This window comes from Shinella sumterensis, assembly GCF_004514425.2.
GTDB lineage: Bacteria > Pseudomonadota > Alphaproteobacteria > Rhizobiales > Rhizobiaceae > Shinella > Shinella sumterensis.
The window spans coordinates 24031-46285 of record NZ_MYFN02000017.1 but is presented as its reverse complement, the minus strand read 5'-3'; the positions used below and the strand labels follow the sequence as shown (position 1 = coordinate 46285).

Annotated in this window: 14 protein-coding genes and 1 pseudogene; 4 read left to right on the top strand and 11 right to left on the bottom strand. The window is 64.3% G+C overall.

Going from position 1 to position 22255, the window contains the following annotated elements:
- Position 1: 1 nt before the first annotated feature.
- The 3 genes and pseudogenes from B5M41_RS23285 to B5M41_RS23275 form a co-directional block, all read right to left on the bottom strand.
- Entirely contained in the window at positions 2-391 is a 390-nt protein-coding gene (locus tag B5M41_RS23285) for a hypothetical protein (RefSeq protein ID WP_134651269.1), read from the bottom strand.
- Between the two features lie 63 nt (positions 392-454).
- Positions 455-1855: pseudogene (locus B5M41_RS23280) on the bottom strand (NAD(P)-dependent oxidoreductase); the annotation flags it as partial.
- Between the two features lie 99 nt (positions 1856-1954).
- Entirely contained in the window at positions 1955-2749 is a 795-nt protein-coding gene (locus tag B5M41_RS23275) for a helix-turn-helix domain-containing protein (RefSeq protein ID WP_134651273.1), read from the bottom strand.
- Between the two features lie 142 nt (positions 2750-2891).
- Between B5M41_RS23275 and B5M41_RS23270 the strand changes: the two genes are divergently transcribed.
- On the top strand, positions 2892-4475 hold the full coding sequence (locus tag B5M41_RS23270) for an ABC transporter substrate-binding protein (RefSeq protein ID WP_134651275.1): 1584 nt from the start codon (positions 2892-2894) through the stop codon (positions 4473-4475).
- A gap of 79 nt (positions 4476-4554) precedes the next feature.
- Entirely contained in the window at positions 4555-6552 is a 1998-nt protein-coding gene (locus B5M41_RS23265; protein ID WP_134651277.1) for a CocE/NonD family hydrolase, read from the top strand.
- Between the two features lie 105 nt (positions 6553-6657).
- Here B5M41_RS23265 and B5M41_RS23260 read toward each other — a convergent pair whose 3' ends face one another.
- Genes B5M41_RS23260 through B5M41_RS23250 form a run of 3 tightly spaced genes read right to left on the bottom strand, consistent with a single transcriptional unit; the run spans position 6658 to position 12129 of the window.
- Positions 6658-9933: an error-prone DNA polymerase gene (locus tag B5M41_RS23260; RefSeq protein WP_134651279.1), complete on the bottom strand. Its 3276-nt coding sequence runs from the start codon at positions 9931-9933 to the stop codon at positions 6658-6660.
- Complete coding sequence (locus B5M41_RS23255) at positions 9930-11453, bottom strand: Y-family DNA polymerase (RefSeq protein WP_134651281.1); 1524 nt, start codon at positions 11451-11453, stop codon at positions 9930-9932. The genes B5M41_RS23260 and B5M41_RS23255 overlap by 4 nt, the downstream gene beginning before the upstream one ends.
- Entirely contained in the window at positions 11368-12129 is a 762-nt protein-coding gene (locus B5M41_RS23250; RefSeq protein ID WP_134651283.1) for an ImuA family protein, read from the bottom strand. Before B5M41_RS23250 ends, B5M41_RS23255 begins: the two co-directional genes overlap by 86 nt.
- A gap of 170 nt (positions 12130-12299) precedes the next feature.
- Between B5M41_RS23250 and B5M41_RS23245 the strand changes: the two genes are divergently transcribed.
- Positions 12300-12605, top strand: a complete 306-nt coding sequence (locus B5M41_RS23245; protein WP_134651285.1) for a hypothetical protein — start codon at positions 12300-12302, stop codon at positions 12603-12605.
- A 66-nt stretch (positions 12606-12671) separates the two neighbouring features.
- Here the strand turns inward: B5M41_RS23245 and B5M41_RS23240 are convergent, their stop codons facing one another.
- The 3 genes from B5M41_RS23240 to B5M41_RS23230 all read right to left on the bottom strand — a co-directional run bounded on the left by B5M41_RS23240 (position 12672) and on the right by B5M41_RS23230 (position 14657).
- The gene (locus B5M41_RS23240) at positions 12672-12992 is read right to left on the bottom strand and encodes a hypothetical protein (RefSeq protein ID WP_134651287.1); all 321 of its coding nucleotides are present in this window, start codon (positions 12990-12992) and stop codon (positions 12672-12674) included.
- A gap of 76 nt (positions 12993-13068) precedes the next feature.
- Complete coding sequence (locus B5M41_RS23235; RefSeq protein WP_134651289.1) at positions 13069-14088, bottom strand: GlxA family transcriptional regulator; 1020 nt, start codon at positions 14086-14088, stop codon at positions 13069-13071.
- A gap of 98 nt (positions 14089-14186) precedes the next feature.
- Positions 14187-14657 (bottom strand): Lrp/AsnC family transcriptional regulator, encoded by a 471-nt coding sequence (locus B5M41_RS23230; protein WP_230640312.1) that lies wholly within the window; start codon positions 14655-14657, stop codon positions 14187-14189.
- A 137-nt stretch (positions 14658-14794) separates the two neighbouring features.
- Here B5M41_RS23230 and putA point away from each other — a divergent pair, with 137 nt between their 5' ends.
- Entirely contained in the window at positions 14795-18499 is a 3705-nt protein-coding gene (putA, locus tag B5M41_RS23225) for a trifunctional transcriptional regulator/proline dehydrogenase/L-glutamate gamma-semialdehyde dehydrogenase (protein WP_134651293.1), read from the top strand.
- Between the two features lie 48 nt (positions 18500-18547).
- Here putA and B5M41_RS23220 read toward each other — a convergent pair whose 3' ends face one another.
- Both B5M41_RS23220 and B5M41_RS23215 read right to left on the bottom strand, forming a co-directional pair.
- Positions 18548-20065, bottom strand: a complete 1518-nt coding sequence (locus tag B5M41_RS23220; protein WP_134651295.1) for a hypothetical protein — start codon at positions 20063-20065, stop codon at positions 18548-18550.
- Entirely contained in the window at positions 20052-22112 is a 2061-nt protein-coding gene (locus B5M41_RS23215) for a GumC family protein (protein ID WP_134651297.1), read from the bottom strand. Before B5M41_RS23215 ends, B5M41_RS23220 begins: the two co-directional genes overlap by 14 nt.
- Between the last annotated feature and the right edge of the window lie 143 nt (positions 22113-22255).

The window sequence follows — 22255 nt, the reverse complement described above, 5'->3', positions numbered from 1 at the left end:
ATCAGTTCGCGGTGCCGTCGGGCGTCACGCGCTGGCTTTCACCGCCCGTGCCGGACTGTGGCGTGGGATCGCGGTCTGTCGGAACCGTCTGGCCGTTATCGGGAGCGGTGTCGTCGATCGCGCCATTTGGTGTGGCGTTGCCGGTGCCCGTCGATGTGCCGCTGGTCGATGTGGCCTGACCGCTATCGGTGGGGTCGGAGGGCGCGATACGGTTGCCCCAGATCTCGACCACGCCCCAGACGAGAAATGCGAGCACGAGGCTCACGCCCAACACCTTCAGAATGGGAACGCCGGGACCGCCCTGCCTCGTCTCGCGAGCCGCATATTCCTTTCGGACGGGCTCGTGGGTGCGGGTGATCGGATCGCCGCGTTCGTCTTTCTGATGGGCCATGTCAGCACTCCCTGCATTTGATGTCAGGAAGGGAACTTCTCATCGGCACGAAAGTTCCGGGCCTCAGGCTTCCGCGGGCCCATCCAGCCCGAGTGCGTCGATCAACCGGCGCTGCCTGAGCAGGAGCGTGGTGAGCGCGACGACGTCGCCGCGCGTCGGCTGGTGCGTCATGCTTTCCTGCACCGCCTCGACGATTGCCTCCAGCGTATCGGTGATTTCGCGCGAGACATCGTGCAGGTCCAGGAAACGCGGATCGGCGGCCGCGGCCGCGAGCGTTGCAACCGAGACGCGCCCGATACCGTGCGGCACCTTCGAGCCTGCATCGCTGTAGCCCTCCGGCAGGTCGCCCTTGAGGTTGCTGACCCGTCGCCTGAGGATGACATCCATGATCTGGTCGACCGCCTGGCAGGCACCCGCCACGCGGGAGGGATGATCGGTATCGGCGGCCGCATGCGGTAGAAGTTCCAGCTTGCCGGGATGCCGCTCCGCGACCTTGAGATAGGGCAGCATCGGCCCGCTCAGGACGCCGCTCGTCGCATTCTTGAAAAGATCGGCATCGATTGCGGCGTGGCGCAGCCGGCCGGAGGTGAGTGCCCTGTCGAGCGCGGCCGTATCCACCACCTCACCGCGGTCATAATTGACCAGAACGGCGCCCCGGTTCATCGCCGAAAGCACGGCCTCGCCGACGAGCCCGGCATTGGCATAGCGGCGGGTTTCCGCATCCAGCCGGCCCAGGCCGACATGGACGGACAGCACATCCGCGCCGCTCGCTGCCTCGACAGGCGTTGGTGCGAAGTCGAAGCCTTCGGCTCCAATCCATTGCCGATGACTCGGGCGGGCGTAGATCGACACCCGCATGCCGAAGGCACGGGCGAGCTTCGCCACTTCGCGGCCGATATTGCCATAACCGAGCACCGCCATCTTGCGGCCCTCCAGCTTGGCTGTGGGGTAGGATTTCAGGTCGCGGCCCGTGTCGAAATCACCCGCCGCAACACGCTGGTGCAGCACATCGACCGGGAGATCCGGGATCACGTTCAGGATCGCCTTCATCACCATCTGCGCGGTCGCGCGGCTGTTGATGCCGGGCGTGTTCATGAGCGGCGCGGTACCGCCCTCCCCGTTGCCGCCGCCCCAGGATGCCGATCTCATATTGCCGGTGCCGGCGCCGATGCGCGAGCCGCCGAGTGGAAAGACGGCTTGTTTGGGGATGAAGGTCGCAGCGGCGATCAACGCATCGTAGCGACCGTCCGCGGTCTGCGCGATGATTTCAACCTCGGCGCTGAGATCGGGCTGATAGAAGAAGTGAATGCCCGGCGGCAGATCCTCGCGCTTGTAAGCCCCGTCGTGAAAATGCCCGCCGCGGGCTTCGATATAGGCGCGCACTTCGCCTGCGTCGGGCCGCCCCTCCGCATCGAAGCGCAGGCCGACCAGATCGGCGATCAGGACCTTGTAAGCGCGATCGAGGCCATCGGTCGTTTCGGTTTGCCGCTCCTGCATGTTCCCCTCCAAATCCTCACCCGTTTCGTAGGCGAGATTGCCGGACCGGGCAAGCCGATCCGGTTGTCAGGTGCCGCCCAGCGGCGCGGAAAGAACGGGACTGTCCCCGCTTTCCAAGAACTCCCGCACCGTTGGCGGAAGCAGTCTGGAGTTCTGCGGCATCACTCCGCAGCGTGACAGCAGGAGCCGGCGGTCGGTATCGGCGCCGAGATGGCGCCAGATGGCCCGCGACGCATAGGGCTGGTTCTGCTTCCGCCAGGATATGCCGAGCGTCATGCCCTTCAGATAAACGCGCTGATGGGTTTCGAACGGCGCCAGGATGGTCTCGGCGATCATCGGCTCGTCGCGCGTGCTGCGCTCGACGATGAAGATGCGGTTCTGCAGGAAAGAGGCCAGCCCGACATACTTCGTGAATTGCCGGATCTCATGCGGACGATCTTGAATTCGCTCGATGGTTTTGACGCGGACCACGCCGTCTTTCTCGTCGATCCGGGCGCAGGAACAGACGATCATGCCCGGCCATGACAGGGAGACGTGGTAAGTCTGGTAATAGCCGAGATGCCGCCGCAGCGCCGGGAGATTGCCCGGAAAGCACGCCTGGAGCGCGTCCGCCTCGAAGGCAGCGCCCGATGAACTGAGCAGGCGCTGCTCGAATTTCACCGGATCAAGCGAGAAATCGCCCGGCCGCATGCCGAAGAACGCCGCGATACGTGCCAGATTGTGCGGCGACGGCATTGCCTCGCCGTTCACATAGCGATTGAACTGCTGGCGGTTGACGCCGAGCTGGCGGCAGATCTCCGACACCGACTTGCGCGTGCTGCAAGCGTGGCGGAGATTGACCGCAAATGATGTGTCCTGCATGTCGATCCTTTGCCACGGTAGCGTAAACCAGCGTAATCTCGCGTCAAGTCGTGAAATATCAACGCACCAGGATATTCGCTACGACTGGGCACGACGACCCCGGCCATGTTCCGGGGTGACCACAAGAACGGGAACCGCCCACATGACGCCTACCTGGAAGTCCGAACCCCACGCCAATGCCGGCCTCAACCGCCGCGCCTTCCTCGGGGGCACCGCAGCCCTCGGTGTTCTCGCTGCGACCGCGACGAGCCTTGCGCCCGGCCGCGCGAAGGCCCAGGAGCCGAAGCGCGGCGGACACCTGAAGCTTGGCCTGAACGGCGGCGCTGCGACCGATATGCTCGACCCGGCAGGCTACAGCGCCGGCGTCGCCTTCGTCACCGGACGCTGCTGGGGCGACACGCTGGTGGAATCCCATCCCGAAACCGGCGCGGCCGTCCCATCGCTCGCCGAATCCTGGGAGCCGTCTGCGGACGCTTCGGTCTGGACCTTCAAGATCCGCAAGGGCGTGCAGTTCCACGACGGCAGCGAGATGACCGTCGCCGATGTGCTGGCCACGCTCAAGCGTCACGGCGACGCGGGCTCCAAGTCCGGTGCGCTCGGCCTTCTCGGCTCCATCAAGTCGATCGAGGACAAGGCGGGCGACCTCGTGATCACGCTTACCGAAGGCAATGCCGACCTGCCGCTGATCCTGTCGGACTATCACCTGATCATCCAGCCGGGTGGCGGCGTGGAGAACCCGCACGCTGCAATCGGCACGGGCCCCTATAAGTTGACCTCCTTCGAAGCGGGCGTGCGCACGACCTTCGAGAAGAACGCGAACGACTGGCGCAGCGACCGCGGTTTCGTGGAAAGTGTCGAGATCATCGTGATGAATGACACGACGGCGCGCATTGCGGCCTTGTCGTCCGGACAGGTCCATTTCATCAGCATGGTGGAGCCGAAGACCGCCGCTCTCCTGAAGCGTGCTCCGACGGTGGAAATCCTTCAGACCGGCGGCAAGGGCTTCTACAGCTTCCTGATGCACTGCGACACCGCGCCGTTCGACAACAACGACCTGCGCCTCGCGCTCAAATATGCCATCGACCGCCAGGAAATTCTCGATCGCGTGCTCGGCGGCTACGGAAAGCTCGGCAATGACTATCCGGTCAACACAGCCTATGCGCTGGCGCCCGACGATATCGAGCAGCGCATGTTCGATCCCGACAAGGCCGCGTTCCATTTCAAGAAGTCTGGCCATTCCGGCGCAGTCGTCTTGCGCGCTGCCAATGCGGCTTTCCCGGGTGCCGTCGATGCCGCCGTGCTCTTCCAGGAAAGCGCCAAGAAGGCCGGCATCGCCATCGACGTCAAGCGCGAGCCGGATGACGGCTACTGGACGAATGTCTGGAACCTCCAGCCGTTCTGCGCCTCCTACTGGGGCGGCCGGCCGACGCAGGATTCGCGTTACGCGACCTCCTATGTCTCGAACGCCGAATGGAACGATACGCGCTTCAAGCGTCCGGACTTCGACAAGATCATCCTCCAGGCACGCGCCGAACTCGACGACACCAAGCGCCGCGAACTCTACCGGACGGCGGCGCTGATGGTGCGCGACGAGGGCGGACTGATCCTGCCCGTTTTCAACGACTACCTCAACGCCTGCTCCAAGCAGGTGAAGGGCTATGTCCACGACATCGGCAACGACGTCTCGAACGGCTATGTCGCCAGCCGCGTGTGGTTCGACAGCTGAGCCCAGCGCCGCATCGGCCTGACGGGGTGATCGATCCCGTCGGGTCAGCCGCCTCCCTTTGACCAAACGGATACTGTCCATGTCCCGCGCCTTCACCGTCATTGAAAACGAATGGATCACGCTTGCCGATGGCACGCGGCTCGCCGCCCGCATCTGGATGCCGGACGGCGCGGTCGATGATCCCGTGCCCGCCGTCTTCGAGTTCCTGCCCTACCGCAAGGGCGATGGCACGAGCCCGCGCGACGAATCCACCTATCCGGTCTTCGCCGCTGCCGGCATTGCCGGCGTGCGCGTCGATATCCGCGGCTCGGGTGAATCCGACGGCGTCATTGACGGCGAATACACGCCGCTCGAGCTGGCCAATGCGTGCGAACTCATTGAATGGATTGCAGCACAGCCCTGGTCGAACGGCTCGGTCGGCATGATGGGCATCTCCTGGGGCGGGTTCAACTGCCTGCAGGTCGCGGCCCTCAAGCCGCCGGCGCTGAAGGCCGTCATTTCCATCGCCTCCACCGTCGATCGCTACAATGACGACATCCATTACAAGAACGGCACGCACCTTTCCGCCCAGCTGTCCTGGGCCGCAACGATGCTGGCCTATCAGTCGCGCTCGCCCGATCCGGCGATCGTCGGCGACCGCTGGCGCGACATGTGGCTGGAGCGCCTTCAGAAAGAAGACTTCTTCATGGAGGAGTGGCTGCAGCACCAGCGCCGGGACGCCTTCTGGCAGCACGGTTCCATTTGTGAGGATTTCGACGGTTTCCCGCTGCCCGCGCTCGTCATTGCTGGCTGGGCGGACGGCTATCGCAACACGCCTCTGAAGGCGGTCGAAGGCCTTGGCGACAAGGCGAAGGCACTGATCGGCCCCTGGGTGCACAAATATCCGCATTTCGCCTGGCCGAAGCCGCGCATGGACTTCCATGCGGAAGCCATTGCCTGGTGGAACCGCTGGCTGCGCGGCGAGGAAAACGGCATCGAAAAGACGCCGCAGGTCCGCGCCTATATCCAGGATGCGCCCAAGCCCGCGCTGCGCCGCGAATTCGACCCCGGCTTCTGGGCCGCGAAGGATAGCTGGGAGACGCCCGAAATGGCGACTTTCTATGTCGAGCAATATGGCACCCTTGCGCCCGGCATGCCGATAACGGGTGCGTCCGGGCATGACCGCTACCTGAAATCCCCGCTCGATACCGGGATAATGGCGGGTGAGTGGTTCACACTGAAGCCGGATGCGGAAATGGCGCTCGACCAGCGGCTCGACGATGCCGGATCGCTTGTCATTGAAACGCCACCGCTTGCCGAAGCGCAGGATTTTCTCGGTCAGCCCGTGCTCGAACTCGACATCTCGACGGAGGCGGAGATCGGCAACCTCTGCGCCCGCCTTGTCGATATTCATCCTGACGGTACGGCGACACGCGTCACCTTCGGCGTTCTCAACCTTGCCCATCGCGATGGAAATGCCGAGCCGAAGGCGATGCCGAAGGGTGAGAAAACCCGCATCCGCCTCGTGCTGGACGCGATGGGCTACCGGTTCCGCCCCGGCCATCGCATTCGCCTGTCGCTCTCCACCGCCTATTGGCCCATGGTATTGCCGCCGCCGGTCGATGCGGGGGTGACCATCGACCTCGCCTCGCTCGGCCTTGCCCTGCCCAAGCTCGGCGAATTCAGGGTTATCGGCCTTCCCGAGCCTGAAAATACCGATCCCTTGCCGAAATACACCGAGTTCGCGCCCGGTGAAACCGCGCGCGGCGTGGAGCGCGACCTGACGAATGGCCTCACGGAGTACACGATCTACGAGGATACCGGTCTCCACGAGCATCCGGGCACGGGACTGGCGACACGGCAGGTGCGTGACGAGCTTTGGTCCATCGCCGAAAATGACCCTCTGTCGATGACCGGCACCTCCGTCTGGACCTGCGACATGCAGCGCCCCGGCTGGTCCGTGCGCACGATCTCCACCTCGTCCATCGCCTGCACCGCCACGGACTGGCTGATCTCCGCGAACGTGCGGGCCTTCGAGGGCGACACACAGATCTTCGAGAAGACCTTCGAGAAGAAAATCCCGCGCGATTTCATGTGACCCAAACCATTTCCGGTGCATGTGAATTCACCGGAAATGGCTCTGTCTTTTTGTTTTCGCGGATTTTCCGACGACGAAGCATTCCCTACTTCGGCTGGGAATATTCTAGTGAAAATCGCGCGATTTGACTCGGATTTCGTCGATATGGCCGTAGCCGTCGACAAGATTGCGCAGTTTGACGAGTTTCGGCATGTCGCGCCTGTCGGGCGAGGGACTGCCGTGGTGAAACTCGTCACCCCGGCCATGCGGCAACGGGAAGGGTCCTTCGCGCCGGCCGACGCTGGCGAGCATGCCGGACAGGTCCGTGAGGTGCTGCGCCACGACATGCACCACCTCGCCTTCCCGCTGGACATAGCCCTTCACGCCCAGCATGGATGCCCCCATCACGACCCTGCGATAGGTGGCGAATACCTTCTTCCAGACGACGAGATTGGCGATGCCCGTCTCGTCCTCGATCGTCACGAAGATCACGCCCTTTGCCGAGCCCGGCCGCTGGCGAACGAGAATGACGCCGGCTGTCTCGACCGGTTGCCGGTCGCGCAGATTGGCCGCGACATGACAGGAAACGATCTTTCGGCGCGCCAGATCTTCCCGCAGGAAGCTGACGGGATGTGCGCGCAGCGTCAGTCCGACATGGCCGTAATCCTCGACGACCTCGTTGCCGGCGGTCATGGGACGGAGGGCAACCTCGGGTTCGTCCAGCTCCGCGATGACCGCCTCTTCCCGCCGTGCCGCCGCGGCAAAGAGCGGCAAGGGTTCGTCGCGTAGCGCGCGGATCGCCCAGAGCGCCTCGCGCCGGGCAAGGCCGAGCGACGGCCGGAAGGCATCCGCATCCGCCATTTCGACAAGGGCGGCAACCGGCAGGCCGGAGCGGCGCCAGAGATCGTCCACCGAGGCGAAGGGCTCATCGGCCCGCGCCTGGATGAGCCTGCCTGCCTCCGTGTTGTTCATGCCCTTGATCATCCGCAGCCCGAGCCGCACGGCAAAACGATCCGGGTCATCCGTGGGCTCCAGCGTGCAATCCCACCGGCTTTCATTGACGCAGACCGGCAGCACCTTGACCCCATGCTCCTGAGCATCACGCACGATCTGTGCCGGGGCATAGAAACCCATCGGCTGCGAATTGAGCAGGGCCGCGCAGAAGACATCGGGGTGGTGGCATTTCATCCAGGCTGAGGCATAGGCGATGATCGCGAAACTGTAGGCATGGCTCTCGGGAAAGCCATAGGAGCCGAAGCCTTCGAGCTGGCGGCACATGCGTTCTGCGAATTCCCGGCTATAACCTTTGTTGAGCATGCCATCCCGTAATTCATCCCGGAACTTATCGACGCCGCCCGTCTGCTTGAATGTGGCCATCGCCCGGCGCAACTGGTCGGCGCGGCCAGGTTCGAAACCGGCGCATTTGATCGCAACTTGCATGGCCTGTTCCTGAAACAAAGGAACACCAAGGGTTTTCTTGAGAACCTTCTCGAATTCCGGCTTGGGGTACTCGACCTTCTCCAAACCTTGCCGGCGCCTGAGATAAGGATGCACCATATCGCCCTGGATGGGGCCGGGACGCACAATCGCCACCTGAATGACCAGATCGTAAAGCTTTTGGGGCTTGAGCCGCGGCAGCATGGACATCTGCGCCCGGCTTTCGATCTGGAAGGTACCGAGCGTATCGGCCTTTGAGATCATATCGAACGTCGCCTCGTCCCTGTCGGGTATAGAAAGCGTACAGATCGTCCCCTTGTGCTCTCTTAGGAGATCGAAGGCTTTGCGCATGCAGGTGAGCATGCCCAGTGCCAACACATCCACCTTCATGAAATTGAGGCTTTCGATATCGTCCTTGTCCCATTCGATCACCTGGCGATCGTCCATGGCGGCAGGCTCAATGGGTACGAGATCATCAAGCCTGTCCTGCGTCAGTACGAAACCGCCTGGATGCTGGGAGAGATGGCGCGGCGCGCCCGTCAGTTCTCGCGCAAGCTCGACAAGAAGACGCATGCGCCGGTCATCGACATTGAAGCCGATATCCTCGATCTGCGCCTTAGGAATATCGTTCGACCACCCCCAGACTTGAGAAGACAGCGCCTTAAGCACATCTTCCGGCATGCCGAGCGCACGCCCGACATCCCGCATGGCACCGCGCGAGCGATAACGGATGACCGTGGCACAGAGGGCCGCATGGTTTCTGCCATAGGTCTCGTAAATCCACTGTATGACCTCTTCTCGCCGCTCATGCTCGAAGTCGACGTCGATGTCAGGAGGCTCGCCGCGTTGTTCGGAAACGAAGCGCTCGAAAAGCAGGCCGTTGTTCGTGGCATCGACAGAAGTAATGCCCAACACGTAGCACACCGCACTGTTGGCCGCAGATCCCCTACCCTGGCAGAGAATGCCCATCTTGCGGGCCTGGCGGACGATGGAGTTCACCGTCAGGAAGTAAGGCGCATAGTTCATGCGCGCGATGAGGGCCAGTTCGTGGTTCAGCTTCTCGCGCACTTCCTGCGGCATGCCCTGGGGATAACGCTCCTCGGCCCCCTCCCAGGTGTATTTCTCCAAAGCCTCCTGCGGCGTGTAATGCGCGTATTCTTTTTCCTCGGGATACTGGTATTGCAGCTCGTCCAGCGAGAAACCGCATCGCTTGACGATCTCCAGCGTACGCCCGAGCGCCTCAGGGTAACGGGCGAAAAGCCGGTGCATCTCCTCCGGCGGCTTGAGGTAGCGGTCGGCATGGCGCTCGCGCAGGAAACCCGCATTGTCGATGACCACATTGTGGCGGATGCAGGTGACGACGTCCTGCAACATGCGGCGGCCGGGCTCATGGTAGAGCACGTCATTGGTCACGACGGTGGGAACCCCATGCTGGGCGGCGAGATTGGAGAGCTGCCAGAGCCGTAGCTGGTCGTTCGGCCGCCGGCGCAGGGTCAGCGCCAGATAGCAGCGCCCGCGGAAGGTCTCAGTCAGTCGGCGCAGATGAAAACCGGCCGTTTCATCGGCCTCGTCAGGCACGAGGACGGCCAGAAGCCCCTCGCTCCACGCTACCACGTCGCGCCAGTCGAGATGGCACTTGCCCTTGCCGGCCCTCTTCTTGCCGATGGTGAGCAGGCGGCAAAGCCGGGCATAGGCCTCCCGGTCCGTGGGATAGACGAGCAGGGACATGCCATCGACAAGGTCCAGCCGGCAGCCGACGACGAGACGGACCATGTTTCCATCGGCCGGCAGTTCCTTGACCGCGCGATGCGCCTGGACGATGCCGGCAAGACTGTTTCGGTCCACCACGGCCAGGGCTTCGATACCCAGCGCGCTGGCCTGGGCGAACAATTCCGCGCAACTGCTCGCCCCGCGCAGGAACGAGAAATGGGACGTGACCTGAAGCTCGGCGTAGCGCGGGTTCATGCGAAAATCCCGTGCAGGAACCAGCGGCCGAGGCCGCCCGCGGCCTGAACCTCATCGCCGGAACGAAACAGCCAGAAGCGTTCCCCCACGGCATCCTCGACCTGGAAATAATCCCGCACGGCCGCGCGTTCGCCGTCACGCTTCCACCATTCGCCGAAGACGCGCTCGGGGCCATCGGCACGTTTCACCAGCCGCCGCACGCCGCGCCAGGTGAAGGAGGCCGGCGGATGGTCCGGCAGGAGCGCCATCACCTCTATGGGTTCAGGGCGGGCCAGCAGACGCGCCGGACGTGGCCACTGCCCCTGCCATGTCGCACCGGCATCCGGCGCCAGCGGCGCGACACGCTGGAAGGACCGTTCCGGGACATCGCTCTCGACCGGGGCGATGCGGTAAAGGCGGGCGGCGCCGATGCGGTTGGCGATGACATCGACGAGGCCGGCAATATCGGCAGGCGCCTCCTCGATCAGCGAGGTCGCCGCCTGTTGCAGGACAAGCGGTTCGGCCAGTGTCGCGGAAAGCTCCATAACCTCGATGCCAAAGCCGGGCTCGATGGTCTCGATCCGGTCGCAGAGCAGCCGGGCAAGGCGTTTTTCATCGCGTACCGGACGGGCCGTCCCGATACGGATCGCCTGCAGGGAATTGTCGACGCGGTGAAAGATGAGGTCGAGCCGGCGGGCGCCGAGGCCGCGCTTTTCCAGGGCTAGACAAAGGTCATGGACCAGCGCCGTCGTATAGCGTGCAATGGTTTCGGGCGCACCGATCGGCTCGCCGAAGCCTTTGCGTGCGACAATCCGCTCCGGGTCGCGCAGCGGGTCTACGGGCTCGCGGACAATCCCTTCCAGCTGGTCCAGCCGGCGGCCAAGGAGAGGCCCGAAGCGCAGCACCAGCGGTGCGCGCGGCACGGCGAGCAGGTCGCCGATCGTCGAAAAGCCGAGCACATGCAGCCCCGCCACGATCTCGGGGGGAATGCGCAGCCCGTGGATCGGCAGCGGCGAAACGCTTTCGACGGCGCTTCCCGGAGGGATGACACGGACCGGATCGGCAAGGAAGCGGGCTGCTGCAAAGGCTGCGCCCCATGTATCGGCCACCGCGGCGCGAGCGATAATGCCGGAAGCGCCGAGGCGATTGACGAGGCCGCTCAGCATAAGCGCTTCTCCGCCGTGCAGATGGTCGGCGCCGGTCGTGTCGATGACGAGGCCATCCGGCGGATCGGGCGCGACGATGGGGGCATAGTGCTGGAGAGCCCAGAGCGAAAGCCGCTCGAGGGCTGCCGCATCGGCCGCAGGATCGGCCGGCAGGGTGAGGATGTCAGGCAGGAGCGCGTGGGCCTTGGTAAGCGGCATGCCGACACGCAGGCCAGCCTGCTCGGCCGGGCGGCTGACCGCCGTCACGACGCGGCGCGTGCCCTCGCGACCGACAAGCACAAGCCGACTGTCAGGCGGAGGCGCTTCCGCGCCAAGCGCCCGCCGCAGCCGGTCGATCGGCCAGCCGGGGAGAAAAAGCGATACGACCCTCGGCATCGGATGCCTCCACTTCGAATTCCGCCGCCTCGCCCGCGCGGCATCGGGTAAGCTCCAGCAGCCATCGCGCCCGGCCGACGCCGGGCACCGGAAGCGGCACGGATGGCCGCACGGAAACCCGCCAGCGCGTCACCGCGGCCGATGGCAAGGTGAAGGCATCCGCCTCGGCACGGCTGCGAAAGCGGCGCACGGCAAGCCCGAGCGTGCCACCGGCCTCCGCCGCGAGTTGCAGGCGGCGCGACGCGGTCATGGACAGACGCGCGACTTCCGCCACCACAGCCCCAAGCCCGCCATGGCGCAGCCCCTCCTCGAAACAAAGGAGCAGGCTCTTCTCGTCACCGGCTTCCACGTAAAGGACGCGCCCCGGGGCAAGCCCCGCCTGGGCAAGCGCCGGCGCAAACAGGTCGGGCCGGGTCAGGCACCAGAGCACCTGCCCCCGGGTCCGCGCGGCGATACCCGCGGCAAAAAGCATGGCGGCCGCGCCCTGGACGGCATCGTTGCCGCCGCCGCAGACTTCATGAAGGCTGGCAAGCACAAGCCCGCCGCCGGGCAACCGCTCATCGATCTCCGGCACGCCGAAGGGCAGCACCGCCCGGTCGCGCACCGCCCGGCCATCGAATTGCCGGATGCGGTCGCGCAGGCCGGCGAGGACAGCGCGGGCGGCGGCGGAGGACATCGATACAAAACTCCCTGCTCGGACAGAATGTTCTTTATTTGTTCTCAATCTTAAAAAGAGTCAATTGCTCTTGCCCATGGGAAAGATCACAGTTTGAATCATCTGTGGGAACCAACTTGCCCGGCGGAAGTTTCCCCTCACGCCATTCCAACAATCCAGGAGACACATCCATGGCTGACGAAAAGAGCACCGGAAAGCGCACGCTCGGCGTCGTTGAAGGTATCGACAGCATTTCAGAGGAAGCCCGCACTGCTGCAGCCGAGGCGGACATCAGCGCACAGATCGAGGCCCTGAAGACGGAAATCAGCCGCATGAAGGAATCGGTCGGTCTCATTGCGGAAGGAACCGGTCAGCTTGCCGTCGCCAAGGCGGAATCGCTGCGCGAAGATCTGCGCCAGACGATCCAGGCCAATCCCCTTGCCACCCTCGCCGGTGCGGCCTTCATCGGTTACCTGTTTGGCCTGCGGCACCGCTGAGTTTTTCGCAAGCCACACCAAAAAGCCCGGCAATGCCGGGCTTTTCCGTATCGACGATCGCTGTTCTTAGAACCAGCGCTGGCGGCGGGGCTCGCTTTCATAGGAGCCGAGCAGGTAACCGATAAGGACGCCGGCAAGTCCAGCCGTCAGAACCACGGTGGAAACGGCAGCCGGATGCTCGCGTGCGGTCTGGGCAACAGCAGCACCTTCATTGCGGACATAGCGGGTAGCAGAACGCACGGCAGGGCGCGCAGCGTCTACAGCCTCCCCTGCACGCTCACGGACCGCTTCGTAAGCCTCGGCGCCACGCTCCCCAAGATCCTTCTGGAGGGCTGCGATTTCTTCACGAAGAGCGGAAATCTGGGATTGAACGTCATTGCTTGCCATTACGGTCTCCTTCTTAGCAATGAGACACGAACGGTTGGCGCGTAACTTGGTTCCAGGGCTGCGGCAGAATTACAGGTCAGCTCGCCTGCCGGCGGCCGTCGCGGCGGATCTGCGAGGGCGTGTCGCCGAAGGCAGCGCGAAAGCGGCGCGTGAAATGCGACAGGCTCTCGAAACCGGTTTCAAGCGCGACTTCGATCAGCGGCTTGTTGCTGCGCATCACCATGTTCAGCGCCGCCGCCATGCGGATCTTCATGTAGACCGCGCTCGGCGAAGCCCCCATGTCGCTTTCGAAAAGGCGTTCGAGCTGGCGGCGGGAAACATTCGTCATGTTGGCGATGCTGTCGATGGAAAGCAGATCCTCGGTGTGCTGCTCCATCATCATGATGGCGAGATGGACCCGGCGATCGCGGGCCTCCAGGCCGAGCGGGTTGCGCGGCTGGATATCCGTCGCATCACGCCGATGGCGGATCTGCAGGATTTCCAGCGCATTGCGCTCCGCGGCCTCACCGACATGGTGGCGCACCAGCGTTGCCGCGAGATCCGCGACGCTGCTGCCGCCGGCACAGGTCGCAACCTTGCCGTCGAAACGGAAAATCTGCTCGGACGTCGCCTCGATATCGGGATAGCGCGCGCGGAAATCGCGGTGATGCAGCCAGCTCACACAGGCCGTGTGGCCCTTGAGCAAGCCGGCCTCGGCCAGGATGAAGCTGCCCGTACACAGGCCGATCAGCCCGACGCCCGCCTTGGCCGCCTTGCGCAGATAGTCCCGGGCATAACTGTCGATCGGCTCCTCGACCGACAGAAGGCCGCCGACGACGGCGATGTAGTCGAAACAGGAGGGGTCGGCAAAGGGCGCGGTCGGCGCGACCTGGATACCGCTGGAGGAGGAGATGAAATTGCGCGTGCTGCTGATCACGTCCCAATCGCAGTTGACGCGGCGCGAGCGATCCTCGCTGTCGCTGGCAAGCCTGAGCGTATCGACGAACAGGGCGAATGCCGACAGGGTGAAACTCTTGGACAGGATAAAGCCGACGCGCAGCGCCTTCGGCGCCGATACGCCGTGCATCTCTTTCGATGTCCGAACCCCTACGCCCATCCATATCTCCTATTGTGCCTGCCACTATGGCCGCCAATCGGCCCTTCTGGCAAGAGGCTCATCGCATTCGGCTGCCGTTGGCCAATCCCCGGCAGGCATCAACCGCGCTCCTTGACCGTCTCCATCGCCACATTCGTCGACGTGCTCGCGACATAGGGAAGATTGGAGATACGCTCGCCCAGCACCAGGCGGTATTTCTTGATGTCGCGCGTGCGGATCTTCAGAAGATAATCGAAACGCCCCGCGATCATATGGCATTCCTCGACCTCCCGGATCTTCTTGACCGCCGCATTGAAGCTCATCAGCGCCTCTTCCTGCGTATTCGTCAGCTTCACCTCGGCGAATGCGATATGATCCAGGTTCATCTTGGCGGGATTGAGGATCGCCTTGAAGCCCTGGATGAAGCCATCGGCGATCAGCCGCTTGAACCGGTTCTGGCACGGCGTCTTGGAAAGACCGACCTTTTCGGCAAGTTCGGCCACCGGAATGCGGCCGTTTTGTGCAAGCTCCTCGAGGATTTTCCGGTCGAAGGAATCCAGCGGACTATCAGCATTGACTATTTCAGGCAAAGAAACCTCCAAAATTGGAAAAATAGAACCAGATGGCCTAATTTTCAGCAATATGAGGTCAATTCGCTTTCGTGCGCAATGGTATTGTTTTGATGTCTTTCCGTGCAGACATCGAACCGCTTCCGATAGGTCCTTCCATGCAGAACTCTCCAGCCGCTTCCGCTTCCCCCTCCGGCGAAGTCGTTCCACCATTTTCGCACTTCGCGCCGCCCATTCGCGAGCAAAGCGAGTTGCGTCGGGCGATCACCGCAGCCTATCGCCGGCCTGAGACCGAGTGCCTGCCGCCGCTCGTGGCCGCCGCGCGTGTTTCCGAACGCCAGCGTTATGACATTCGCAGCACCGCCCGCACGCTGATCGAGGCGCTGCGCGCCAAGCACAAGGGCACGGGCGTCGAGGGGCTGGTGCAGGAATATTCGCTGTCGAGCCAGGAAGGCGTGGCGCTGATGTGCCTTGCCGAGGCGTTGCTGCGCATCCCCGATACGGACACGCGGGATGCGCTGATCCGCGACAAGATCGCGGAAGGGGACTGGACCTCCCATATCGGCGGCGGCAAGTCGATGTTCGTCAATGCGGCGACCTGGGGCCTCGTCGTCACCGGCAAGCTCACCTCCACGGTGAACGACCGCGGCCTGTCCGCCGCCCTCACCCGGCTTATCGCGCGCGCCGGCGAACCGGTCATCCGCCGCGGCGTCGACATGGCCATGCGCATGATGGGCGAGCAGTTCGTCACCGGCGAGACCATCGAGGAAGCGCTGAAGCGCTCCAAGCCGCTCGAGGCGCGCGGCTTCCGCTATTCCTACGACATGCTGGGCGAGGCCGCGACCACCGCCGCGGACGCCGAGCGCTACTACCGCGATTACGAGAAGGCCATCCATGCCATCGGCAGGGCCTCCGGTGGACGCGGCATCTATGACGGTCCCGGCATCTCCATCAAGCTGTCGGCGCTGCACCCGCGCTACGTTCGTGCACAGGCCGGGCGCGTCATGAGCGAGCTGCTGCCCAAGGTGAAGGCGCTCGCCGCCATCGCCAAGAGCTACGACATCGGCCTCAACATCGACGCCGAGGAAGCAGACCGCCTGGAACTGTCGCTCGATCTGCTCGAAAGCCTTTGCCTGGATGCGGACCTCAAGGGCTGGAACGGCCTGGGCTTCGTGGTGCAGGCTTACGGCAAGCGATGCCCCTTCGTGCTGGATTACATCATCGACCTCGCCCGCCGCGCCGGCCGCCGCATCATGGTGCGCCTCGTCAAGGGCGCCTATTGGGATGCCGAGATCAAGCGCGCACAGCTCGACGGCCTCGAGGGTTTCCCGGTCTATACGCGCAAGATCTACACGGACGTCGCCTACGTCGCCTGCGCCCGCAAGCTGCTGGCCGCGCCGGATGCCGTCTTTCCGCAGTTCGCCACGCACAACGCGCAGAGCCTCGCCACCATCTACCAGCTCGCCGGCCCTGATTTTTCCGTCGGCAAGTACGAGTTCCAGTGCCTGCACGGCATGGGCGAGCCGCTCTATGACGAGGTGGTCGGCAAGGACAAGCTGGACCGTCCCTGCCGCATCTATGCGCCGGTTGGCACCCATGAGACGCTGCTTGCCTATCTCGTGCGCCGCCTGCTCGAAAACGGCGCCAACTCTTCCTTCGTCAACCGCATCTCCGATCCGAAGGTTTCGGTGGAATCGCTGATTGCCGATCCCGTCGATATCGTCGCCGCGATGCCGGTCGTCGGTGCGCCGCATGACCAGATCGCCCTGCCCGACGCTCTGTTCGGCAAGGCCCGCGCAAATTCGAAGGGGCTCGACCTTTCCAACGAGACGACACTTGCGGAGCTTGCCGGCGAACTCGCGGACACCGCAGCACAATCGTGGCATGCCGCACCGCTGCTGGCCGACGGCGCCAGCGACGGCGAAACAAGCGACGTGCTGAACCCGGCGGATCATCGTGACGTGGTCGGCCGTGTCACCGAAATCCGGCCCGAGGATGCGGAACGCATCGTTGGCGTCGCGGCGGACAATGTCGCCGCCTGGTCCGGCGTTTCGCCGGCCGAGCGGGCCGCCTGCCTGGACCGCGCGGCTGACATCATGGAAGCCCGTATCGAACCGCTGATGGGCATCATCATGCGCGAAGCCGGAAAGTCGGCGGCGAACGCCATCGGCGAGGTGCGCGAGGCGGTCGATTTCCTGCGCTATTACGCCGAGCAGGCGCGCCGTACGCTGGGCCCGTCGCATCTGCCGCTCGGCCCCGTCGTCTGCATCAGCCCGTGGAACTTCCCGCTCGCCATCTTCACCGGGCAGGTTGCCGCCGCCCTGGTGGCGGGCAACGCGGTTCTCGCCAAGCCGGCCGAGGAAACGCCGATCATCGCGCATGAGAGCGTGAAGATCCTGCACGAGGCGGGTGTCCCCGTCGGCGCGCTGCAATTCGTGCCCGGCGCAGGCCGCGTCGGTGCAGCCCTCGTCGGTGCGGCGAAGACGGCCGGCGTCATGTTCACCGGTTCGACCGAAGTCGCCCGCCTCATCCAGGCGCAGCTTGCCGAACGTCTCTCGGCCGGCGGCAAGCCGATCCCGCTGATCGCCGAAACCGGCGGTCAGAACGGCATGATCGTCGATTCCTCGGCACTTGCCGAACAGGTCGTCGGCGATGTCATCGCATCGGCCTTCGACAGCGCCGGCCAGCGCTGCTCGGCGCTCCGGGTGCTCTGCCTTCAGGACGACATTGCGGACCGCACGCTCACCATGCTGAAGGGCGCGCTCAACGAACTGACGCTCGGGCGCACCGACGGCCTCAATGTCGATATCGGTCCCGTCATCACCGCCGAGGCCCGCGACGGCATCGTCAAGCACATCGAGCATATGCGCAGCCTCGGCAACAAGGTGGAGCAGCAACCGCTGCCTTCAGGCACGGAAAACGGCACCTTCGTCGCGCCGACCATCATCGAACTGAAGACGCTCGCCGATCTCAAACGCGAAGTGTTCGGCCCGGTCCTGCACGTCATCCGCTTCCGGCGCGCCGATCTCGACCGGCTGATCGACGATATCAACGCCTCCGGCTACGGCCTGACGTTCGGCCTGCACACGCGCCTCGACGAGACGATCGCGCATGTCACGAGCCGCATCAAGGTCGGCAACGTCTACGTCAACCGCAACATCATCGGCGCGGTGGTCGGCGTGCAGCCCTTCGGCGGGCGCGGCCTGTCCGGCACCGGCCCCAAGGCCGGCGGTCCGCTCTATATCGGCCGCCTCGTGCAGAAGGCCCCCGTGCCGCCGCAGCAGGATTCGGTGCATACCGATCCGGCGCTCAGGGATTTCATCACCTGGCTCGACCGCAAGGGCAAGACCGACGAGGGCGAGACCGCCCGCAGCTTCGCCAACCGCTCCGCGCTCGGCCTGGAGCGGGAACTGACCGGGCCCGTTGGTGAACGCAACATCTATGCGCTTCATCCGCGCGGCCGCGTGCTGCTCGTTCCGAAGACCGAAACCGGCCTTTTGCGTCAGGTCGCCGCCGCACTGGCGACGGGCAACCAGATCGTCATCGACCATGTCGAGGGCCTGAAGCCCGTCATCGCGGACCTGCCGGCCGCCGTTGCCGCCCGCCTGTCGTGGTCGACGGACTGGACGAAGGACGGCCCGTTTGCCGGTGCGCTGGTGGAGGGAGACGCGGCGGACATTCAGCGCGCCAATGCGCGAATTGCCGGCCTGCCCGGCCCGCTCGTGCTCGTACAGGCCGCGACGACCGACGAACTCGTTGCTGATCCCGAAGCCTACTGCCTCAACTGGCTGCTGGAGGAAGTCTCCACCTCCATCAACACCGCCGCTGCCGGCGGCAATGCCAGCCTGATGGCCATCGGCTGACGCTGTAGTGGTACGGCCCGCGACAGGCAGGCCGTACCCTCCTTCCCTTCACGACCTCCGCTGCTCGCGGATATGCGTGCCGAAGGAAACGCCGACCAGCAGCAGGCAGAAGCCGAGCGCCAACGGCGCGTAGAACGCCTCTTCCTGCAGCACGGCATTCGCGCAGATCGTAACGACGGTGACGAAGGCGAAGAGGAAATCGGGCTCCCCCGTCTCCGACAGCCGGCGGCCGGCGGCGACGACTATGCCGGCCAGGAAGCCGAAGAAGGCGAGGCTGCCGATCCCCATCTGCGAGAGCATCACGCCCACCGCGCTTTCGACGGGAACCGCCGAGATGCCCTCCCCCTGCGCACGGTCCCAGTCCAGATTGGCGCCGTCGCTTGAGAGATTGCCGCCAATGCCGAGCCCCTGCCCGAGCGGGTTGCCCAGAAAATCGCGAATGCCTGCAAAGAATCCGAGCACATGGTAATCGCCATGGCGCGCACCATAGACGGTGGCGGCGAGCGTCCACACTGTGGCAAGCGAAAGGACGACGGCGAGCGTCAGGCGGAGGCTGGACGCCCGCCAGAGAAGGCGGCTTATCAGTGCAACGCACAGCAGGAAGGCTGCCCCCTTGGAGCCGATCAGCAACAGAAGCGGAAAGGCGGCAAGCGGCAGCGCGCGATGCCCCCGGAAAAGCAGCCAGGCGGATGAGAGGCTGAGAGCATAGGCATAGCTGATCGGATGGAAATTCGGCCCGGCATTGCGGAAGATCCGCGGCAGCGCATCGCCGAACAGGGCGGTGTTGAAGAAGGTTGCCGTCATGGTGTCTTCCAGCCCCCGCAGCACGAAACCCGTCTCCCGCAGGGTCTTCTCCCAGACGCCCGCCTCGATCTGTGCCTTGAGGCCCCGCTGGACATAGAGATCGCCATGGAAAAGCCCCAGGAAATCCATGCGAAAGACCTGCTCGAAATAGCCGTAGGCCATCGCGATGATGCAAAGGCAGATCATCGGCAACCGCAGGTCCACGCGGTAGAGCGTGGCGGCAACGATCGCGATGTGAAAGCAGGCGATCGGGGTGATCGTGTTTCGGAAGTAAACGATCGCATCCCGCGGCTCGCCACGGACCGCGCCGAGCAAAAGATAAAGCAAGATCACAAGGCAGAGAACGAGGGTCATGACCAGCCATAGCCGCAGCCCCGACACTGAACGAACCCGGGGCGAGAATGCCGCCAGCACAAAGAGGCCGAAGCCTGTCATCAGGATGACGAAGTTGGCGCCGCGCAATGCATCGAACGTGCCATCGTCAGGCACGAACGGGGTGAACCACGCGACGACGAGATTTTGAAACAGGAACGCGCAGGCGATGACCGCCGGCAGCGCCGGTGGCACGGCAATGGCAAGAACGGCCGTCAGGAGACCCGTGGCGACGACGCCGAAGGGCGTCCATACGGCGAACGACGCCACTGCGACGATGATCGTCATGAGGGCCAGGAAGAGATGAAAGGCGCCGTCGGCCGGCTCGACGACCGGCCCGAGCGCATGAGGCTGAAGAGAGGCCGGAGCTGCGATTTCAACCTTCGCCATCAGATCGGTCTTTGATAGCGGGATCATCATCGACGGCGACGATAAGGGTCGCACTTCGTTTCACGTCATCGTCTCGAAGTTTGTGGCGCAGCTGGTCGCGCATCCGCGCACCGGCATCCGCCGGCGTGAAGGTGAACAGCATCAGATCGGCGGAGGCGAAAAAAGCCGTTTCCCATCCATGAAAATCACTCGGCGGCGCGAGCAACAGGATAAAATCGAAGCCGTCGGCGAGATGATCCTCAAGCATGAAGGCCGTGCCGTCCGTGCCCGGGGCAAGCGGCCGTACGATGGTCGGCAGGCCGCTTGCCCCGTTGACGGATACCCCGGCCATGACCGAACCGGAGCGTCCGTGTTTCACGAATTCGACGATGAGGACCTTCTGGCCCGCTTGCTGTAGCCCAAGACCGATCATCGCGCCTGTCAGTTGCGCTTCCGATGAACTGTTCACGGAGGAGACCAGCAGCGTGTAGGGCGCCGGATGCTCTTCGAGACGAGCGACGATACGCCGGATGAGCTGGAGCGTGCTTCTGGAAAAGACGGCTCCGGCTGGCTGGAGAAGCCGCCGCCTCATGGCGCGGATGCGGGCGGGGATACTCGATCCCGGCAAACCCGGAAGTTCATAGCGGCCGAGATGGACGGGCACGGCCTGGCTGCCTGAGAGCGATCGGTGCGCGCGCATATCCACCGGCTTGTCTTCGGCGCGGCCCGACGGGACGGATCCGCCTGCCGCGGCAAGCCCACACCCCGCAAGGAAGCCGATGGCGGCGCTGACCGGCAGGATAAGCGCGGGTGTCGGCCAGGACGGCTGGACGGGCGGCGACGCAACGCCGATCACCCTTGCCTCGGACAGCTGGAGACCCCGCATCTGTGCGGTCTCCTCCGTCCGTTTCAGCACATCGTCCAGCACTGTGCGGGCCGCCTCTGCCTTTGCTTCCAGCCGGCGCAGTTCCACACGCGCCGCATCGGCCGCCTGCGACTTGGCGCGCATCTCGACGAGCTTGGTTTCAAGAACCCGGACGGCGTCGTCGGCCAGGTCCCGCTTTGCTTTCAGCTCGCGCGTGATGCGCCCGGCTTCGGCGGTCATCAACGCCTTGGTCCGGGACAGTTCCGATCGGAGGCGGCGCACGGTCGGATGATGAGGCTGATAGACCGTATCGGCATTGGCGATGGCCGCGGCGCGCTGGTTGTAATCGGCGCGCAGTCCGTCCAGAGCGACCGACGAGACGATTTCCGAAAGCCTTGCCGCGCCCGGCTGCGCCCGCTCAGCCGCGACCGCCTGTTCGTAGCGCCCCCGCGCGGCATCGGCCTTGGCTCGCGCGTCGATCACCTGCGTGGTGAGCTGGTCGATCTGCGATTGCAGCGTGCCGCCGGCTGCGGGATCGAGAAGTTCGTGCCGAACCTTGAAATCGGCGACGGCACGCTCCGCTTCGGCGACATTGCGCTGGAGGTTGGAAAGCCTTCCCTGCAGGCGTGCATTGACGTCGTCATTGGCGTTCTCGCGCTCGCCGGCAAGACCCGCGGTGTAACGTGCCACGATCGCATTGGCGATTGCGGCTGCCTTCTGCGCGGAGCGGGACTTGAAGCCGACCTTGATCACATAGGTCAATCCTGCGCGTTCCACGGACACGCGCTTTTCGAAACGGCGGAAGATGGCATCCCGTTCCCGGCCGCCTGCCCCCGTCAGGAAGGAGAGGATGCCGGGATCTGAGAATTCCGGATCCTGCGCGATGCGCTGGCTTTCGAACACGCGCATCAGCAGATCCCGCGACTCGATGACGAAGACCTGGCTTGCGACGGCTGCGCTGTCGGCGCCGATACCGGGCAGAACCGTCTCGAACTGGGTGGAGCGCGCATCTCGCGGGTCGACGAGCAAGGACGCCGTCGCCGTATAGGTCGGCGTCGTCATGGCAAGATAAAGCAGCGCCAGCGAAAGAGCGGCGCCCACACAGAACAACACCCGCCAGCGCCCGCGCCAAAGGCGCGCCGAGAGGTCTCCGACGTCGAACAATGGCGGGAGAAAACTCCCGGCCGATGCAAGTGCAGTCATCCCTGCCGTCCATGTGAACCGGGGCGAGCATAAGCCGCGCCGTCAACCACTACCCAAGGTTACCGTAACCGCAGAAAGTAACCATAAGGTGTATCTTTTTGAATTGTGCCTCATGGGTTGTGTTATTCGTAAACACACGCATT

Excerpts from the sequence above, each read along its gene's own strand:
- B5M41_RS23250 (WP_134651283.1), bottom strand. The coding sequence starts at position 12,129 with ATGTCCTCCGCCGCCGCCCGCGCTGTCCTCGCCGGCCTGCGCGACCGC.
- B5M41_RS23285 (WP_134651269.1), bottom strand. The coding sequence starts at position 391 with ATGGCCCATCAGAAAGACGAACGCGGCGATCCGATCACCCGCACCCAC.
- B5M41_RS23255 (WP_134651281.1), bottom strand. The coding sequence starts at position 11,453 with ATGCCGAGGGTCGTATCGCTTTTTCTCCCCGGCTGGCCGATCGACCGG.
- B5M41_RS23245 (WP_134651285.1), top strand. The coding sequence starts at position 12,300 with ATGGCTGACGAAAAGAGCACCGGAAAGCGCACGCTCGGCGTCGTTGAA.
- B5M41_RS23240 (WP_134651287.1), bottom strand. The coding sequence starts at position 12,992 with ATGGCAAGCAATGACGTTCAATCCCAGATTTCCGCTCTTCGTGAAGAA.
- B5M41_RS23265 (WP_134651277.1), top strand. The coding sequence starts at position 4,555 with ATGTCCCGCGCCTTCACCGTCATTGAAAACGAATGGATCACGCTTGCC.
- B5M41_RS23275 (WP_134651273.1), bottom strand. The coding sequence starts at position 2,749 with ATGCAGGACACATCATTTGCGGTCAATCTCCGCCACGCTTGCAGCACG.
- B5M41_RS23215 (WP_134651297.1), bottom strand. The coding sequence starts at position 22,112 with ATGACTGCACTTGCATCGGCCGGGAGTTTTCTCCCGCCATTGTTCGAC.
- B5M41_RS23235 (WP_134651289.1), bottom strand. The coding sequence starts at position 14,088 with ATGGGCGTAGGGGTTCGGACATCGAAAGAGATGCACGGCGTATCGGCG.
- B5M41_RS23270 (WP_134651275.1), top strand. The coding sequence starts at position 2,892 with ATGACGCCTACCTGGAAGTCCGAACCCCACGCCAATGCCGGCCTCAAC.
- B5M41_RS23260 (WP_134651279.1), bottom strand. The coding sequence starts at position 9,933 with ATGAACCCGCGCTACGCCGAGCTTCAGGTCACGTCCCATTTCTCGTTC.
- B5M41_RS23220 (WP_134651295.1), bottom strand. The coding sequence starts at position 20,065 with ATGGCGAAGGTTGAAATCGCAGCTCCGGCCTCTCTTCAGCCTCATGCG.
- putA (WP_134651293.1), top strand. The coding sequence starts at position 14,795 with ATGCAGAACTCTCCAGCCGCTTCCGCTTCCCCCTCCGGCGAAGTCGTT.